The organism is Actinoplanes sp. NPDC051537 (assembly GCF_055586105.1).
Genome location: NZ_JBVJIU010000012.1, coordinates 95,976 through 112,354 on the forward strand (window position 1 = coordinate 95,976; position 16,379 = coordinate 112,354).

The 16,379-nt window shown below is 71.0% G+C and carries 15 protein-coding genes and 1 tRNA gene; 6 read left to right on the plus strand and 10 right to left on the minus strand.

The features are described from left to right. Positions 1 to 68: 68 nt before the first annotated feature. Positions 69 to 139 (minus strand) — tRNA-Gln (locus ACZ6TB_RS28455). Between the two features lie 20 nt (positions 140 to 159). Next, positions 160 to 897 (minus strand): helix-turn-helix domain-containing protein, encoded by a 738-nt coding sequence (locus ACZ6TB_RS28460; protein ID WP_465558793.1) that lies wholly within the window; start codon positions 895 to 897, stop codon positions 160 to 162. A 201-nt stretch (positions 898 to 1,098) separates the two neighbouring features. Here ACZ6TB_RS28460 and ACZ6TB_RS28465 point away from each other — a divergent pair, with 201 nt between their 5' ends. Together ACZ6TB_RS28465 and ACZ6TB_RS28470 are read left to right on the plus strand one after the other, a co-directional pair. Continuing rightward, on the plus strand, positions 1,099 to 2,052 hold the full coding sequence (locus ACZ6TB_RS28465) for an acyl-CoA desaturase (protein ID WP_465558795.1): 954 nt from the start codon (positions 1,099 to 1,101) through the stop codon (positions 2,050 to 2,052). A 128-nt stretch (positions 2,053 to 2,180) separates the two neighbouring features. Beyond that, a complete protein-coding gene (locus tag ACZ6TB_RS28470; RefSeq protein WP_465559265.1) occupies positions 2,181 to 2,783 on the plus strand; it encodes a TetR/AcrR family transcriptional regulator in 603 nt (200 codons plus the stop codon). Here ACZ6TB_RS28470 and ACZ6TB_RS28475 read toward each other — a convergent pair. The 5 genes from ACZ6TB_RS28475 to rsmA all read right to left on the minus strand — a co-directional run bounded on the left by ACZ6TB_RS28475 (position 2,780) and on the right by rsmA (position 7,525). Then, entirely contained in the window at positions 2,780 to 3,241 is a 462-nt protein-coding gene (locus ACZ6TB_RS28475; protein ID WP_465558796.1) for a DUF4383 domain-containing protein, read from the minus strand. The genes ACZ6TB_RS28470 and ACZ6TB_RS28475 overlap by 4 nt on opposite strands. After that, positions 3,241 to 3,693: a DUF4383 domain-containing protein gene (locus ACZ6TB_RS28480; protein ID WP_465558798.1), complete on the minus strand. Its 453-nt coding sequence runs from the start codon at positions 3,691 to 3,693 to the stop codon at positions 3,241 to 3,243. The genes ACZ6TB_RS28475 and ACZ6TB_RS28480 overlap by 1 nt, the downstream gene beginning before the upstream one ends. Positions 3,694 to 3,775: 82 nt before the next feature. After that, positions 3,776 to 5,575, minus strand: a complete 1,800-nt coding sequence (locus tag ACZ6TB_RS28485) for an ABC-F family ATP-binding cassette domain-containing protein (protein ID WP_465558800.1) — start codon at positions 5,573 to 5,575, stop codon at positions 3,776 to 3,778. Between the two features lie 26 nt (positions 5,576 to 5,601). Continuing rightward, the gene (locus ACZ6TB_RS28490) at positions 5,602 to 6,549 is read right to left on the minus strand and encodes a 4-(cytidine 5'-diphospho)-2-C-methyl-D-erythritol kinase (protein WP_465558801.1); all 948 of its coding nucleotides are present in this window, start codon (positions 6,547 to 6,549) and stop codon (positions 5,602 to 5,604) included. An 85-nt stretch (positions 6,550 to 6,634) separates the two neighbouring features. Beyond that, on the minus strand, positions 6,635 to 7,525 hold the full coding sequence (rsmA, locus tag ACZ6TB_RS28495; protein ID WP_465558803.1) for a 16S rRNA (adenine(1518)-N(6)/adenine(1519)-N(6))-dimethyltransferase RsmA: 891 nt from the start codon (positions 7,523 to 7,525) through the stop codon (positions 6,635 to 6,637). A gap of 60 nt (positions 7,526 to 7,585) precedes the next feature. On the opposite strand from rsmA, the gene ACZ6TB_RS28500 reads away from it, so the two are divergent. Beyond that, positions 7,586 to 8,011, plus strand: a complete 426-nt coding sequence (locus tag ACZ6TB_RS28500; RefSeq protein ID WP_465558805.1) for a hypothetical protein — start codon at positions 7,586 to 7,588, stop codon at positions 8,009 to 8,011. A gap of 3 nt (positions 8,012 to 8,014) precedes the next feature. Here the strand turns inward: ACZ6TB_RS28500 and ACZ6TB_RS28505 are convergent, their stop codons facing one another. Then, the gene (locus ACZ6TB_RS28505; protein ID WP_465558806.1) at positions 8,015 to 8,914 is read right to left on the minus strand and encodes a TatD family hydrolase; all 900 of its coding nucleotides are present in this window, start codon (positions 8,912 to 8,914) and stop codon (positions 8,015 to 8,017) included. 69 nt (positions 8,915 to 8,983) lie between these two features. On the opposite strand from ACZ6TB_RS28505, the gene ACZ6TB_RS28510 reads away from it, so the two are divergent. Further along, complete coding sequence (locus ACZ6TB_RS28510) at positions 8,984 to 10,021, plus strand: hypothetical protein (protein WP_465558808.1); 1,038 nt, start codon at positions 8,984 to 8,986, stop codon at positions 10,019 to 10,021. 19 nt (positions 10,022 to 10,040) lie between these two features. Here ACZ6TB_RS28510 and metG read toward each other — a convergent pair whose 3' ends face one another. Further along, a complete protein-coding gene (gene metG / locus ACZ6TB_RS28515) occupies positions 10,041 to 11,837 on the minus strand; it encodes a methionine--tRNA ligase (RefSeq protein ID WP_465558810.1) in 1,797 nt (598 codons plus the stop codon). Between the two features lie 131 nt (positions 11,838 to 11,968). Here metG and ACZ6TB_RS28520 point away from each other — a divergent pair, with 131 nt between their 5' ends. Then, positions 11,969 to 13,309 carry a hypothetical protein gene (locus ACZ6TB_RS28520; protein ID WP_465558811.1) on the plus strand — a complete coding sequence of 447 codons (1,341 nt, stop codon included), beginning with the start codon at positions 11,969 to 11,971 and terminating at the stop codon, positions 13,307 to 13,309. On the opposite strand, the gene rsmI is transcribed toward ACZ6TB_RS28520, so the two are convergent. Further along, positions 13,293 to 14,141 (minus strand): 16S rRNA (cytidine(1402)-2'-O)-methyltransferase, encoded by an 849-nt coding sequence (gene rsmI, locus ACZ6TB_RS28525; protein ID WP_465558813.1) that lies wholly within the window; start codon positions 14,139 to 14,141, stop codon positions 13,293 to 13,295. The two genes, ACZ6TB_RS28520 and rsmI, sit on opposite strands and share 17 nt — an antisense overlap. A 75-nt stretch (positions 14,142 to 14,216) precedes the next feature. On the opposite strand from rsmI, the gene ACZ6TB_RS28530 reads away from it, so the two are divergent. Further along, entirely contained in the window at positions 14,217 to 15,794 is a 1,578-nt protein-coding gene (locus ACZ6TB_RS28530) for a dolichyl-phosphate-mannose--protein mannosyltransferase (RefSeq protein ID WP_465558815.1), read from the plus strand. Positions 15,795 to 16,379 lie beyond the last annotated feature (585 nt).

The following is a 16,379-nucleotide window of genomic DNA, read 5'->3' on the forward strand; positions in this document are numbered from 1 at the left end:
GTTCGCTGTAGGCATTGTTCGCAGTTGACACTGCGCGACGCGGCGACAACTCAGCCGCAGGTGGAGAGCTCCCGAGAGAGGATTCGAACCCCTATAATCACAACCAAAATGTGATGTCCTGCCCTTAGACGACTCGGGAGGGCAAAGCGGACAAACCTTCTAGGTCATTTCCGTGGGACACATACTACCGCCCCCGGTCGGCGCCCCCGCATCTGCAATCCCACTCACCAAACCCTCGATCTTCCAGTACAGCTCCCGCGACTTGGGAACCCGGACGATCAGGCAGCCCCGATAAGGATCGCCGACGTTGCGCCGGACGGTGGACGGGTTGTGCGTCTTCAGCGTCGGGCGCGCGAACCGTTCGACGGGAACCCCCACGACATCTGCCCACCAGCGACCGGCTGCATCGACATCCGCCGACTCGTGAATGTGAATCCGATAGACCAGCCGCTGCCGATCCTGACCGGCCAACTCGAGGAAACGGAGAAAGACGAGAATCAGCGCCGGGTCACTGTTGATGAACGTGACTCGACATTGATGGGGCTGCCACGGCTTGGACTTCGTCCCTTCGCACCAGTAGCTCATGGCGCCGAGGAGCAGCACCTCGCGGTCGGTCAACGCGCCCACCCAGTCCCGGCTCGCGCGGTTCAGGTCTGCCCGGCGAGCGTCACGCTCCCTGTTTATCGGCGCCCACCGGGCGATCGCCATCTCCTTGGAGTGCCGGCTTCGCCGCGCGGCCGCCTCCTCCGGCGTCGCGTCCCGCGGGATGTCCCGGGTCCACAGATACGCCGTCGACTTCGACACGCCGAGCTCGATCGCGATCCGCGGCACCGAAAACCCGTCCAACCGCATCGCGATCGCCGCCCGCCGTTCGTCCTTCTTCGCCCTCACCACCACGCCACCTCCTTACGTACCTACGTTAGGACGCTCGTACGCAGAGCGGTAAGCCCCAAGGCATGCCAGACAATTCGCTTGACGCGACCTCTTGGAGTCGCGACCCGCTCCAGCTACGGTGGCGTAAGTTACGGTGACGTAGGCGTAACTACTTGATCTCCCCGCGCCGTCATCTCCCCCTGCCCCCCAGCTCAGTGAGGTGTCATGACCGTCGAAGCCGTTGTCCAGGCCGAGCCCCAGGCCGGTCCGAAACCGCTCACCGATGGGCCGCAGTCCCGCGGCATCCTCATCGCCCTGTACGCCTTCGTGGTGGTCCCCTTCTTGGCCGTCCTGGCCGCGATCCCCGTCGCCTGGGGCGGCTGGCTCTCGTGGACGGACATCGCCATCGGCGCCGTCTTCTACCTGATCTCCGGGCTCGGCATCACGGTCGGCTTCCACCGGTACTTCACGCACGGGTCGTTCAAGGCGAAGCGCTGGCTGCGGGTCTCCCTGGCGCTGGCCGGGTCGCTGGCGATCGAGGGCAACATCATCCAGTGGGTGGCGGACCACCGGCGGCACCACATGTTCAGCGACCAGGAGGGCGACCCGCACTCGCCGTGGCGGTACGGCACCAGCTTCTGGGCCCTGACCAAGGGCCTCTGGTTCGCCCACATGGGATGGATGTTCAGCCGCGAGCTGTCGAACCGGGAGCGGTTCGCGCCGGATCTGCTGGCCGACAAGGACATGAACCGGATCGACAAGCTGTTCCCGGCGATCGTGATCTTCTCGACCGCGGGCCCGGCGCTGATCGGCGGCCTGGTGACCTGGTCGTGGCAGGGCGCGCTGACCGCGTTCTTCTGGGCCGGCATCGTGCGCATCGGCCTGCTGCACCACATCACGTGGTCGATCAACTCGGTGTGCCACGTGTACGGCGAGCGGCCGTTCGAGGTGCGCAACGGGGACAAGGCCTCGAACTTCTGGCCGCTGGCGATCGTGTCGTTCGGGGAAAGCTGGCACAACCTGCACCACGCCGACCCGACCTGCGCCCGGCACGGCGTGCTGCGCGGTCAGATCGACATCTCGGCCCGTGTGATCTGGCTGTTCGAGAAGAGCGGCGCCGCGTGGGCGGTCAAGTGGCCGAACATGGAGCGACTTTCCACCAAGATGACGAAAGCGTGAGCCCGTCCACGGGGGACATGGACAAAGGGCACAACTGGCAGGATGGCCAGGTGACCGAGACGGGCGACAGCAGCGACGAGCAGCGACGCGTTCGGCGGCAGCGGCCGGCGGCGACCCCACGGGTACGCATGTCGGCCGCCCAGCGCCGGGAGCAGCTGATCGCGATCGGGCGGCAGTTGTTCGCCGAGCGCGGTTTCGACGCGACCAGTGTGGAAGAGGTCGCGGCGCGGGCCAAGGTGTCGAAACCGGTGGTGTACGAGCACTTCGGCGGCAAGGAGGGCCTGTACGCGGTCGTCGTCGACCGCGAGGTGCGCTCGCTGCTCGACCGGATCGCCGCGGCGCTGACCGCGGGCCATCCGCGCGAGCTGCTGGAACAGGCCGCGCTCGCGCTGCTGGACTACATCGAGGACGAGCCGCACGGCTTCCGGGTGCTGGTGCGGGAGTCGCCGGTGCTGTCCCCGGCCGGCAACTTCTCGAGCGTGATGAACGACGTGGCCCACCAGGTCGAGCACATCCTGGGCGGCGAGTTCAAGCGCCGCGGCATGGACCCGAAGTTCGCCGAGCTGTATTCGCAGGCGCTGGTCGGGATGGTCGCGCTGGTGGGTCAGTGGTGGCGCGAGGCGCGCAAGCCGAAGAAGGAGATGGTGGCCGCCCACCTGGTGAACCTGGCGTGGAACGGCCTGTCCCATCTCGAACCGAAGCCGACCTTGCTGACAAGGAAGACTCGCTAGCGCGCGTTGTGCGCCGCCATCTGCTCGGCTTGCGCGGCTTTGGGCGTACCCACCTTGCCGTAAAGACCACCGACGAGCGCGACGAGCCCGAGAATGATCGTCACGATGACATTGATCATGGATGCGTTGAGCACGTTCGCGTCGGTCTGGATGAAGGCCATCATCAGCACGGCCAGGCCGCAGAGTCCCCAGCCGAGCACGAGTGTGACGCGGTGGTAGAGGTTGCCGCCGAGCAGCACCGCCGCCAGCAGCACGACGCCCACGATCGTGTAGAGCCAGGCCGCGGCGGGGTTGGTCCGCAGCCCGAGCACCCAGTCGCCGCCGTCGCGATAGAAGAACGGGTCGCCCCAGGTCTTCGCGATGCCGATGACGCCGAACAGGGTCATGTACAAGCCGGCCAGGCCGGCGAGGAAACGGTACGTCTGACGCAGGTGATGATTGAGGGGATAGTGCGCCATCAGGCCGTGCGGCCCTCCCTTACCTGTCGGGGCGCGCCGGCCTGCGCGGCGGGCGCGACCTTGCTGTAGAGACTGACGGTGATCAGCGCGAGCCCGACGATGTAGGTGACGATCACGGTCTCGATGCTCTGACCGAAGATGTTGGCGTCGGTGCGGCTGAACGCCAGGCCGTAGCTGCCGAGGACGAGCAGGGCCCAGCCGAGGTACTTGTCGGCCGCGGTGTCGAGGTTGCGGCCGAGAACGGTGGCCACCAGCACGATCGCGCCGATGACCAGCATGATGATCGAGAGCAGCGTGTTGGCGCCCTGGCCGAGGACGACATCACCGTCGGTGCCGTCACCGGACGTCTGGATCAGTCCGATGATCCCGAACACGACCAGGTACGCGCCGGCGAGGAACCCGAGGACGCGGTAGAGCGGCCGCAGGTGGTGATTGACGGGGTTGTGCGCCATGGTGTGTCCGTCTCCAAGGTCAGGTGTTGTCCACGCCGATTCTCGCGTATCCCGGTCAACCGGCGCAGGCACACCCCCCGGATCAGTTTTCGGGCACGATCTCCGCCAGCTCGAGCCAGGCCTCCTCGACCTGCCCGCGCTCCTCCTGGACGGCCTTGAGCTGGGCTTCCAGCTCGATCAGCTTCTGATAGTCGGCGCCGTGCTCGGCCAGCGCCTCGTTGATCTTCAGGATCCGCTCCTCGAGCTTGCCGAGCTGCCGCTCCAACCGAGCAAGATCTTTGCGAGCCTGGCGAACCTCACCCGCGGAGAGGCCGGCCGCGCTCGGCGTCGTCGTCTGCGACTGCGTTTCCCGTACGCCTACCGTCAGCCGCGTCGCCGCGCGGGCGAGATATTCATCGACGCCCCCCGGCAGGTGCACGAGCCGGCCATCCCCGAACATCCCGTACGCCGTGTCGGTGACCCGCTCGACCAGGTACCGGTCGTGGCTCGCCACGATCATCGTGCCCGGCCAGGAGTCGAGCAGATCCTCGAGCGCCGCGAGCGTGTCCGTGTCGAGGTCGTTGGTGGGCTCGTCGAGCAGCAGCACGTTGGGCTCGGCCGCCAGCAGGCGCAGCAGCTGCAGCCGCCGCCGTTCGCCGCCGGAGAGGTCGCTGACCGGCGTCCAGATGCGCTTGTCGGTGAAGCCGAACACCTCGGCGAGCTGGCCGGCCGAGAGCTCCCGGTCGCCGAGCCGGACCCGCTTGGCGACCTCCTCGACCGCCTCGAGCAGGCGCAGCTCGCCCGGCAGCTCCTTGAGCTCCTGGGAGAGGAACGCGGCCCGCACGGTCGAGCCGGTGACCAGGCGCCCGCCGGCCGGCGTGCTCACGCCCGCGAGCAGCCGCAGCAGGGTGGTCTTGCCGGCCCCGTTGGCGCCCAGGATCGCGATCCGGTCGCCGGGGCCGACCTGCCAGGTGAGCCCGTCGAGAATCGGCTTGGCGCCGGCGGTCAGCGACACGTCCTCGAGGTCGTAGACCTGCTTGCCGAGCCGGGTGACGGCGAGCCGCTGGAGGCTCACCGTGTCGCGCACCGGCGGCACGTCGGCGATCAGCGCGTTGGCCGCGTCGATGCGGAACTGTGGCTTGGACGTACGCGCCGGCGGGCCGCGCCGCAGCCAGGCGATCTCCTTGCGGAGCAGGTTCTGCCGCCGCGCCTCGACGGCGGCGGCGACCCGCTGACGTTCGGCGCGGGCGAGGATCCAGGCCGCGTAGCCGCCCTCGTACGCGTACACCTTCTCGTCGACGACTTCCCAGGTGCCCGTGCAGACGGCGTCGAGGAACCACCGGTCGTGGGTGACCACGCACAGGGCGCCGCGGCGGGTGAGCAGGTAGCGGGCGAGCCAGTCGACCCCGGCGACGTCGAGGTGGTTGGTGGGCTCGTCGAGGATCAGCAGGTCGCTGTCGCGCACGAGCAGCGCGGCCAGCGCGACCCGGCGGCGCTCGCCACCGGACATCGGCCCGACCGGGGTGTCGAGGCCGAGGTGACCCATGCCGAGCCCGTCGAGGATCGCGCGGACGCCGGCGTCGCCGGCCCACTCGTGCTCGGCGCCCATGCTCTGCGGGAGCCAGGCGGTGCCGAGCACGACGTCGCGCACGGTGAGGTCGGCGGCGAGGGTGAACGTCTGCGGCAGGCTGGCGACGCGCAGGTCACGGCGGTGGGTGACGCGGCCGTCGTCCGGCTCCTCGCTCTTGGCGAGCAGCCGCAGCAGCGTCGATTTCCCCGCCCCGTTGAGGCCGACGACCCCCAGCCGAGCGTCGTCGTCGAGCCCGAGCGACACGTCGGTGAGCAGCTGACCGGCGGCGCCGTAACCCTTGCTGACCCGGTCCAGGTTGATGATGTTGGCCACGATGCGAACTACGTTACCCGGCGGGCTCAGGTCACCCGGGCGCCGGGCATCGGGCCTCGCGCGGTGACCGCCTCGCGGCAGATGCCGGTCTCGTTCAGCGCGGCGGCCACGCGCTCGGCGTGGCCGGCGTCGGTGGCCAGGAACACGCACGTCGGCCCCGAGCCGGAGACCAGCCCGGTCACCGCGCCCGCCTCGGCGCCCGCCTCGAGGACGCCGGACAGCTCGGGGCGCAGGCTGATCGCGGCCGGCTGGAGGTCGTTGCCGAGGGCGGCGCCGAGCACGGCCGGGTCGCGCTGGCGCAGGGCGGACATCAGGTCGTCGGACCCGGCCATCGCCTTGGGCGGGAACGGGCTCTCGCGCAGCGCGTCGAGCTTCGCGTAGACCTCGGGGGTCGACAGGCCGCCGTCGGCGAGCGCGAGCACCCAGTGCCAGGTGGTGGGCCGGGCCAGGATCGGGCTGACCGCCTCGCCCCGGCCGGTGCCCAGCGCGGTGCCGCCGTGCAGCAGGAACGGCACGTCGGAGCCGAGCGTGGCCCCGATCTCGGCGAGCTCGTCGCGCGACAGGCCGGTGCCCCACAGCAGGTCGCAGGCGATCAGCGTGGCCGCCGCGTCGGCGCTGCCGCCGGCCAGCCCGGCCGCGAGCGGGATCGACTTGCGCAGGTGCAGCCGCGCGTGGGCCGGCACCCGGGTCTGCGCCGCGAGCGCCCGTGCGGCCCGGATGATCAGGTTGCTCTCGTCGAGCGCGAGCGACCCGGCGCCCTCGCCCTCCATGGTCAGCGCGAGCGTGTCCCCCGGCCGGGCGGTGAGCTCGTCGAACAGGCTGATCGCGTGATAGACGGTGTTCAGCTCGTGAAAGCCGTCCGGGCGCAGCGGCCCCACCCCGAGATAAAGATTGATCTTCGCGGGCACGCGCACCCGCACCGGGCCGGCATGCCGGCGAGGCTCATCGTCGTCCGGCCCCCACGCCTCCGTCACGAACCGGTCCCCCGGCTCGGCCGCCGGATCTCGACCGGAGCGCTCAGCACAAGCTCGGCCGCAAACTCCGCCACCGGTTCCGCGGTCATGAGTCCACCTCTTCGGGCTGGGCGTCGGTCGCGCTGAGCTTACCGCCGACGCCCGGCAGTTTCGCCGCGGCGGCTATCGCGGTGAACTCGCCCACGGTCAGCGACTCACCCCGCGCCTGCGGGCTCACACCGGCCGCGACCAGCACTTTCTCGGCCCGATCGGCGCCGCCGGCCCAGCCCGCGAGAGCAGCCCGCAGCGTCTTGCGGCGCTGGGCGAACGCGGCGTCGACCACGGCAAAGACCGCAGATCGGTCGATGTCCCCCGGCGGTGGGGTACGCCGGGTGAACGCCACGAGGCCGGAATCCACGTTGGGCACCGGCCAGAACACGGCGGGCGGCACCTTGCCGGCCGGGCGGGCGTCCGCGTACCAGGCCAGCTTCACCGACGGCACCCCGTACACCTTGGAACCCGGACCCGCGACGAGCCGGTCGGCGACCTCCTTCTGCACCATCACCAGGCCGCCGCGCAGGGTCGGCAGCTCGGCGAGCAGATGCAGCACCACCGGCACGGCCACGTTGTAGGGCAGGTTCGCCACCAGCATGGTCGGCGCCGGGTCGAAGTCGGCGGCGCGCACCCGCATCGCGTCGGCCGGGTGCACGGTCAGATGGGGGGCCGTCACGGTGGACGGGAGCGCCTCGGCGAGCTTCCGGTCGATCTCCACCGCGTGCACGTGCCGGACGGCGCCGACCAGGCCCAGGGTGAGCGAGCCGAGACCGGGACCGACCTCGAGGGCCACGTCGTCGGGACGCAGGCCGGCCACGGTGACGATGCGGCGGATCGTGTTCGGGTCGTGCAGGAAGTTCTGGCCGAGCTTCTTGGTCGGGGCCACGCCGAGGCGCGCCGCGAGCTCCCGGATCTCCGCCGGGCCGAGAAGAGCGTCAGCCATGAGGTCAGAGCCTACGGCCGGGGGCCCGCCGGGCTGGACGCGACGGGGTAGAAAGCAGGAATGACCGAGTTGCTCGAGCTGCGGGCGGTCGTCGAGGCCCCGCCCGACCAGGTCGCCGAGTTGCTGCTCGACGTGCGCCCGGGCGGCCGGTCACCGCTGGCCGTGAGCGGTGAGGTGGACGAGACCGACGAGGGCGACGACTTCGTGGCGGTCAAGGACGGCAGCCGCATGACGGTGAGCGTCGACCGGGCGGCCCGCTCGGTCGCGCTCCAGGGCGAGTGGTGGTACCGCGGGGTGACCTCGGTCGAGCCCGACCCGCGCGGCTCCCGGGTGGTCCACCGCATCTTCAACGTGGCCGAGGGGCACGGCTGGGCGGTGCGGTTCGTCTCCCGCGGTCCGCTCAACGCGGCGCCGCGCGCGTTCGCCGAGACCGTGCACAGCCTCGGCGAACGGCTGGGTGTCGCCGCCTGGGTGGTCGCCGACTGACGATCAGCGCCAGGGGCCGAAGACGCGTTCCCCGTTCGCGGAGATCGCGGCGCACAACGCGTCGACGTCCTCCCCGCGCGCCGCGGCCAGCGCCCGGACCGTCAGCGGGATGAGATAGGACGCGTTCGGCCGCCCGCGGTAGGGCACCGGCGTCAGGTACGGCGCGTCGGTCTCGACCATGACCTGCTCGGCCGGCGTGATCTCGGCCGCCGCCCGCAGCGCGCCGGCGCTCGCGAACGTGACCGTCCCGGCGAAGCTCAGGTGGAAGCCGCGCAGGACGCACTCGGCCGCGAAGTCCGGGTCGCCGGAGAAGCAATGCATCACCACCGTCTCCGGGGCGCCCTCCTCGTCCAGCACCCGCAGCACGTCCCGGTGCGCCTCCCGGTCGTGGATGACCAGCGCCTTGCCGTGCCGCTTGGCGATCGCGATGTGCGCCCGGAAGCTCTCCTCCTGCGCGTGCCGGCCGTCCTCGCCGGTGCGGTACGTGTCGAGCCCGGTCTCGCCGATCCCGCGCACCCGCGGCTGCCCGGCCAGCGCCTCGATCGCGCGCAGCCCCTCGTCCAGGTCGGACAGATGCGGCGCCTCGTTCGGGTGAATCGCGACGGCGGCCAGCACGGCGTCGTTGCGGGCGGCCAGGTCGGCGCCCCAGACCGACGACGGCACGTCCACACCCACCTGCACCAGCCGATCGATACCGGACTTCGCGGCGGCCTCGATGAGCGCGTCGACCGGGTCGCCGGAGCCGTCGCCGGGCACCCCGGCCTCCTGGATGGTCAGATCCAGATGGGTGTGGCTGTCGAAGACCGGAACGGACAGCGGCTCGGGCGCGGCGGGGAACTGCCCGCGGCGGCGGGCTTCGGAGTCCTGGCGCGACTCGGACGGTGTGGATGGCATGTGAGACATTCTGCACTTACCCCTCGAGGCAACCGTTTGTTCACCTGATATCCATCGAGGTCGCTTAACTTGCGCCGCGTGACCTTGACCGGCGAGGACAGCGCGGTCAGCGCTGATCCACTCGAGCCGCCCCTGTCGGCGCCGCTGCGCCGCGACCTCGGCTGGAACCAGGTGCAGCGGATGAGCCAGTCCGCGGCGTACCGGGATGACGTGATGTTGCGCCGGATCCGGGCCACCGCGGCGATTCACCGCGGCACGCGAATGACCAAGGTGCTCTCGCCCGCTCAGGTGGCCGGCCATCTGGGCGGCTGGGTGCCGTACGGCTTCTGCTACCGCTCCTGCGACATCGCCCACCTGCACGACCCGCGGGAGCTCACGCTGCTGGGCACCGACGGCGCGGCCGAGGGCGCCGAGGTCGCGTACGCGTTGCGCTGGCGCGCGGTCGACCCGATCGACTACGAGGTGCCCGCCGGCCCGGCCCAGCCCGGCCTCGCCCTGCTGCCCGCTCACTCCCGGGTCGGCGCGATGGTGCTGGGCACCGGCTTCAGCCCGAGCACCGACGACCTCGTCCCCGAGTACGTCACCGCCGGTTTCGCCGACCTCCCGATGCCGGCGAACGCGCAGATCATCGCGTACGGGCCGGGCGGCGAGGAGATCCTGCTCTACTCCTACCAGCCGGAACAGCACGGCTGGCTGCGGCTGGCCGGTCCGCGCTGGCGCCCGCTGCTCGACAACCTGCCCGGCGTCAGCCCCGACCGGGAGTACGTGCCGTGCACCGCCCCCGGCTCGTCCAAGCTGATCGGCCGGATCAAGGACAAGGAGTACGAGGCGGTCGCCGACCCGCCCGAGGAGTTCCGGGTGCGGGCGCTGACCCGCGCCGCCCGGTACCCGGTGAGCACGCTGAGCCGCCGCGCCGAGCAGGCCCTGTGGCGCAACGTCCCGTGCTGGGTCCTCCAGCGCGACGACAGCTGGGCCCGCCTGCGCCTGGTGCGCCCGGACGCCGAGACGCTGAACACGACCGGCGCCCGCTGCTACGAGCGCGGCGTCTACGAGACGTGGGCCCCGGTCGGCGAGCTGATGGACCACCACATCGCCGACATCCCCTACGTGCTGTAGAGGACGCCGGCGGCGCGGTTCAGCTCTCGAGGCGGGCCAGCTCCTCTTCGATGATCGAGGGCTCCAGCTTGCGGAACACCGGCTTCGGCGCGGCCAGCGGCGTGCCGGCCACCAGCGGGACCGACTCCCACTTGGCGCCGACCGTGTAGTCGCCGGTCAGCACCGGGTAGGACGGGCCGCCGTCGAGGTCGTCGACCTCCACGATGGTCGGCATCGGCGCGTGCACGCCCGCGCCGCCGAGCAGCTCGAACACCTTCTGCGCGGAGTGCGGCAGGAACGGGGTCAGCAGCGTGTTCGCGTCGCTGACCACCTGGAGCGCCACGTGCAGCACGGTGGCCTGACGTGGCTTCTCCGCCTCGGCCTTGAGCTTCCACGGCGCCTGGTCGGACAGGTACTTGTTGGCCTCGGCGACCACCCTCATCGCCTCGCCGATCGCGGCCTTCTGCCGGTGCTTGCCGATCAGCTCGCCGACCGTGCCGAAACCGGCCCGGGCCACCGCCAGCAGCGCCTCGTCCTCCGCGGTGAGCTCGCCCGCCGCCGGGATGGCGCCGAAGTTCTTGGCCGCCATCGACACCGAGCGGTTGACCAGGTTGCCCCAGCCGGCGACGAGCTCGTCGTTGTTGCGCCGGACGAACTCCGACCAGGTGAAGTCGGTGTCGGTCGACTCCGGTCCGGCCGCGGCGATGAAGTAGCGCAGCGCGTCGGCGTCGTAGCGCTCCAGGAAGTCGCGCACGTAGATGACGACCCGCCGGGACGAGGAGAACTTCTTGCCCTCCATCGTCAGGTATTCGCTGCTCACCACCTCGGTGGGCAGGTTGAGCCGGCCCAGCTCGCCCGGCTCGCCGCCCTTGTCGCCCTCGCCCGAGTAGCCCAGCAGCAGCGCCGGCCAGATCACCGAGTGGAAGACGATGTTGTCCTTGCCCATGAAGTAGTACGACTGGGCGTCCTTGCCGAGCCCGTCGGCCGACCACCACTGCCGCCACGCCTCGGGGTCGCCGGAGCGGCGGGCCCACTCGATCGAGGCCGACAGGTAGCCGATCACCGCGTCGAACCACACGTAGATGCGCTTGTCGGTGCGGTCGCGCCAGCCGTCCAGCGGGATCGGCACGCCCCACTCGAGGTCGCGGGTGATCGCCCGGGGCTGGAGGTCGTCGAGCAGGTTGCGGGAGAACTTCAGCACGTTGGGCCGCCAGTTCTCGCGCTGGTCGAGCCAGCGCCCGATCGCCTCGGCGAAGGCCGGCAGGTCGAGGAAGAAGTGCTCGGTCTCGACGAAGTCCGGGGTCTCACCGTTGATCTTCGAGCGCGGGTTGATCAGCTGCTCGGGGTCGAGCTGGTTGCCGCAGTTGTCGCACTGGTCGCCGCGGGCGCTCTCGTAGCCGCAGATCGGGCAGGTGCCCTCGATGTAGCGGTCGGGCAGCGTGCGCCCGGTCGACGGCGAGATCGCGCCCAGCGTCGTACGCGCCACGATGTAGCCGTTCCGGCTCAGCACCGAGAACAACTCCTGCACGACCGCGTAGTGGTTGCGCGTGGTGGTGCGGGTGAACAGGTCGTAGGTCAGGCCGAGGCCGTGCAGGTCCTCGACGATCACCCGGTTGTAGCGGTCGGCGAGCTCACGCGGGGTCACGCCGTCCGCGTCGGCCTGCACCTGGATCGGCGTGCCGTGCTCGTCGGTGCCCGAGACCATGAGCACGTCGTGACCGGCCATCCGCATGTACCGGCTGAAAACGTCGGAGGGCACCCCGAAGCCGGAGACATGACCGATGTGGCGCGGGCCGTTGGCGTAGGGCCAGGCGACCGCGGCGAGAACGTGACTCATGGTTCCTAAGAGTAGTGAGCGGCCGACCGGCACCGCGAACGGATTGCTTCAGCCCTCGGCGAGATACACATTTATCACGACACGCCCGAATTGTGCGTGATCGCCGACCCGCCGCGTAGTCCAATGGACCAGTGATCGGAGAGACGCCGCAACCTGGGGAAAAGCCCTCGCACGAGGGCAACCCGTGGTCGTTCTCCGACCCCGGCGCGGGATGGTGGCGCGGCGAGCCGCACCGCACCGACGAGGGCGAGCGCGCCGCGACCGATCCACCCACCGGGCGAACCCGGCACCCGCGCCGGCGCGCGCCTCAGCACCAGGCCGCTCCCGCTCCCGGCGGCACCGGCACGCTGCTGCCGCCGGCCGAGGTGCCCCGCCGCACCGCCGAGGAGGCCGAAGCGCACGCCGTCGCCGCCCACGACACCGCCCAGCAGCTCGACCCCGAGGCCCGGGCCCGGGCCGAGCAGATCGTCGAGCGCGACCACGACCGGGCCGACCGGCACCGGTACGACCCGCTGCGGCCGCCGGCCGGGCACGTGCCCACGCACGCCGCGCGGACGGTCGCCGCCGACGAGATCAAGCCCGAGAAGCCCGAGAAGCCCGAGAAGGTGGAGATCGTGGCGGAGGCGACGGCCCCGGAGCCGGACGTGATGGTCCTGCCCGAGCCGAACGCCCGCAACCGCCCGACCGTGCCCCTCGGGCCTGCCGCGCCGCTCGAACCCACCGCGCCGCTCGAGCCGGCCGCGCCGCTCGAGCCCACCGGCGCGGTTCCCGGCCTCACCCGGCAGAACCGGCGCGAGCGGCCGGCCGAGCGTCCCACCGAGCCGTTGCCGCGCCCGACCGGCGACCCGGAGACCGACGCGCGCCTGGAACGGCTCGAGAACTCCCCGTTCTGGCACACCGACCCCGAGGCGGTCATCGAGCCGCTGCCCGAGGAGCGACCGGCCCACGCCGTCCGCCGGACCGGGCGGCCGGCCGCTCGCCGTACGCCGGTCGCCGCCTTCGCCTCGCTGATCGCGCTCGGCCTGCTCGCCAGCTTCTTCGCCTGGGTCAGCGCCGAGCCGTTCTGGCTCGCCATGGGCCACGGCGACCGCGGCTACGCGACCGTGACGGCCTGCACCAGCTCGGGCGTCACCCAGCACTGCACGGGCCGGTTCGCGGCCGCCGACGGCAGCTTCACGATCAGCAAGGTCACGCTGCTCGGCGTCGGGCCCGGCCACCGGGTGCCCGGCACGGTGACCCCGGCCCGCATGGTGAGCCCGGACAGCTCGCGCGCCTACCTCGGCGACCCCAGCCCGCTGCTCCAGGTGCGCTGGCTGCTCGGCTTCACGCTGGTTCTCTTCTGCGGGTACGCGATAGCGGGCGTCACCGGGGCCCGCCGGCTCGAGACCGCACGAGCCAGACGCGGCGCGGTGCTGGCGAGTCTGGCCGGCCCCGTTCTGCTGCTGATCGGCTTCCTCATCGGGGCGTACTGACCACCAGGGCGTAGACCTCGCGCTTCTTGAGGCCGAAGTCGTCGGCCACGGCCTGGATCGCGTCGCGCCGGGTCGAGCCGGCCGCTTCCCGCTCGGCGACGGCCGCGCGCAGCTCGTCGTCCGAGGGGCGGGGCGGCGGACCGGACGGCGCCCCGGCGACCACCACCGTGATCTCGCCGCGCGGCTCGCTCTCGGCGGCCCACGAAGCGAGATTGCTCAGCGTTCCGCGACGGATTTCCTCGTACGTCTTCGTCAATTCCCGGCAGACCGCGGCCGGCCGCTCCTCGCCGAACGCACCCGCCAGATCGCCCAAGGCCGCCGCGATGCGGTGTGGCGCCTCGAAGAACACCAGCGTGCGCGGCTCGGCGGCGAGCTCGCGCAGGCGGGAGCGGCGATGCGATCCGGTACGCGGGAGGAAGCCCTCGAACGCGAACCGGTCGCTGGGCAGCCCCGACAAGGCCAACGCGGTCGTCACGGCACTCGGTCCGGGCGCCGCGGTGACCGGGAAGCCGGCGTCGAGCGCGGCCTTGACCAGCCGATAACCGGGGTCGGAGACGCTCGGCATGCCCCCGTCGGTGATCACCGCGACGGTGGCGCCGTTCGCCAAGGCCTCCACCAATTCGGGCGTACGCCGCTCGTCGTTGCCCTCGAAGTAGGAAACCACCCGCCCGGTGACCGTCACGCCCAGATCGCGCGCGAGCCGGGCCAGCCGCCGGGTGTCCTCCGCCGCGACGACATCGGCCGAGGCCAGCACCTCGCGCAGCCGGGTCGACGCGTCGCCCACGTTGCCCAGCGGCGCTCCGGCCAGCACCACCCGTCCTTTGTCTGCCACCCGGAAAGTCCACCACATCGACCGACGCGCCGACTGCGGGCGTCGCTTCCCAGGCGTACGTCCTAGGATCGCGGGGTGACGACGGCGACAGCTGAGACTGAACTCACTCCGGAACCGCCCGCGGCCGCTCCGCCGGAGGACGGGGCACGCGGCGTTCCCGAGATCGTCCGGCGGCGCCTGGCGACGCTCGACAACTGGCTCAATCCACACTCGTGGATGGTCACCGGGCTCATCGTGGTGATCGCCGCGATCCTGCGTTTCCAAGATCTCGGCAAGCCGAAGGGCTACATCTTCGACGAGGTCTACTACCCGACCGACGCCTGGGACATGATCCACCACGGCGTCGAGTGGGACGAGAAGACCAACGGCCCGGCGTACGTCGTGCACCCGCCCCTGGGCAAGTGGCTGATCGCCCTCGGCGAGATGGTCTTCGGCAACAAGGAGCTCGGCTGGCGCTTCCCGGCCGCCGTCGCCGGCACCCTGATGATCCTCATCCTGGTGCGGGTCGCGTACCGGATGTTCCACTCGGTCCTGCTCGCCGGCACCGCGGGCCTGCTCATGTCGCTCGACGGCTTCCAGCTCGTGCTGTCCCGCACGTCGCTGCTCGACATCTTCATCGGCCTGTTCGTGCTGGCCAGCTTCGCCGCCATGGTGCTCGACCGCGACCACTACCGGCGCCGCCTGCTGCGCGCCCTGGAGAACGGCTACGACCCGGCCAAGACCGCCGCCGTCCCGCACGTCGTCCCGTGGTGGCTGCTGGTCTCGGCGGTGCTGTTCGGCATGGCCTGCGGCGTGAAGTGGAGCGCCCTGTTCTTCCTGCCGTTCTTCGGCGCGCTGATCCTCTTCTGGCGCTGGCAGGCCCGCCGTTCGGCCGGCATCCGGGGCCCGATCATCGCCGGCATCTTCGGCGACATCGGCTGGGGCGTGCTCAGCGTGGTGCTGTCGCTCATCACGTACCTGGCCACGTGGACCGGCTGGTTCGTCACCAACACCGGCTACTTCCGCCACTACCGCGAGGCGAACGGCCTGAGCGAGCCCCCCGTGATCGGCGCGCTGCGCAACCTGTGGCACTACCACGTCGAGGCGTTCAACTTCCACAGCGGCCTCACCGAGCGGCACGTCTACCAGTCGTGGCCGTGGCAGTGGCTGCTGCTGGGCCGCCCGGTCGCCTTCTACTGGAACAACAGCGGCAACTGCGGCGCCCCGAGCTGCGCCCGCGAGATCCTGCTGCTCGGCACGCCGATCCTGTGGTGGTCGTTCCTGCCCGCCCTGGCCGCCCTGGTGTGGTTCGGCATAGCCCGGCGAGACTGGCGAGCCTGGGCGATCCTGGTGCCCGTGCTGGGCGGCATGCTGCCGTGGTTCTACTACGCGGTCAAAGACGGTCGCACCATGTTCTCGTTCTACCTGCTGCCCGCCCTGCCGTTCCTGATCCTGGCCATCGTCTACGTGCTGGGCGCCATCATGACCCCGTCGACCGGCATCGTGTCCGGAAAGGCCCGCACGGACCGCCAGCTGATAGGCACGGTCGTGGTGGGCGCGTACGTGGTGCTGGTCGCACTGTGTTTCGCCTACTTCCACCCCATCTTCGTGGCCCAGCTCATCTCGTACGACAGCTGGTCCTCGCGGATGTGGCTCGGAGGCCGCTGGATTTGAAGGAGCTAGGGGCGCAGAGGGCTTAGGACCGGTGTGCGCCGTTTCGGGCGGCGCGGTTCTCTGTTGGCGGGCTGGCGCTCCGGGTTCGTTGCTGGCTCGGGCGGCTTTGGTCCGCTTGCCTCGTGCTCCGGCGGCTTTGGTCCGCTTGCCTCGTGCTCCGGCAGCTTGCGCCGCTTGCCTCGTGCTCCGGCAGCTTGCGCCGCTTGCCTCGTGCTTGTGGCTAGCCGGCGGGGCTTGTCAGCTCGCCTGTCGGTGGTAGGCGGCTGCCGGCTCGGCCGTCGCCGCCAGGCCGCCGCTTGCCACCCCACCCTCTTTGGGTGGGCCGGATCAAAGCAGCTGGGTCTGACAACTTCCGCCCGCTCATCCACAGGAACGGCCGACCGCGAATCCCAGCCCCTCTAACCACCCGCGAACGGGCGACGCCGCAACCCGCCGCCCCACCCGTTCTGGGTGGGCCGGATCAAAGCAGCAGGGTCTGACAATTTTCCGGCGTTCGTCCACAGTCGCCGACTGACTGCGCGCGGGCCGACGGGTGGCGACGCTGACGGACTGGCGGGTGCGGACCGACAAGCGACAAGCGACGGG

Coding starts and splice junctions, on each gene's coding strand:
- ACZ6TB_RS28480 (WP_465558798.1), bottom strand. CDS start 3,693: ATGGCGCACAACCCCGTCAATCACCACCTGCGGCCGCTCTACCGCGTC.
- metG (WP_465558810.1), bottom strand. CDS start 11,837: ATGAGTCACGTTCTCGCCGCGGTCGCCTGGCCCTACGCCAACGGCCCG.
- ACZ6TB_RS28475 (WP_465558796.1), bottom strand. CDS start 3,241: ATGGCGCACTATCCCCTCAATCATCACCTGCGTCAGACGTACCGTTTC.
- rsmA (WP_465558803.1), bottom strand. CDS start 7,525: ATGGCTGACGCTCTTCTCGGCCCGGCGGAGATCCGGGAGCTCGCGGCG.
- ACZ6TB_RS28470 (WP_465559265.1), top strand. CDS start 2,181: ATGTCGGCCGCCCAGCGCCGGGAGCAGCTGATCGCGATCGGGCGGCAG.
- ACZ6TB_RS28505 (WP_465558806.1), bottom strand. CDS start 8,914: ATGTCTCACATGCCATCCACACCGTCCGAGTCGCGCCAGGACTCCGAA.
- ACZ6TB_RS28500 (WP_465558805.1), top strand. CDS start 7,586: ATGACCGAGTTGCTCGAGCTGCGGGCGGTCGTCGAGGCCCCGCCCGAC.
- ACZ6TB_RS28465 (WP_465558795.1), top strand. CDS start 1,099: ATGACCGTCGAAGCCGTTGTCCAGGCCGAGCCCCAGGCCGGTCCGAAA.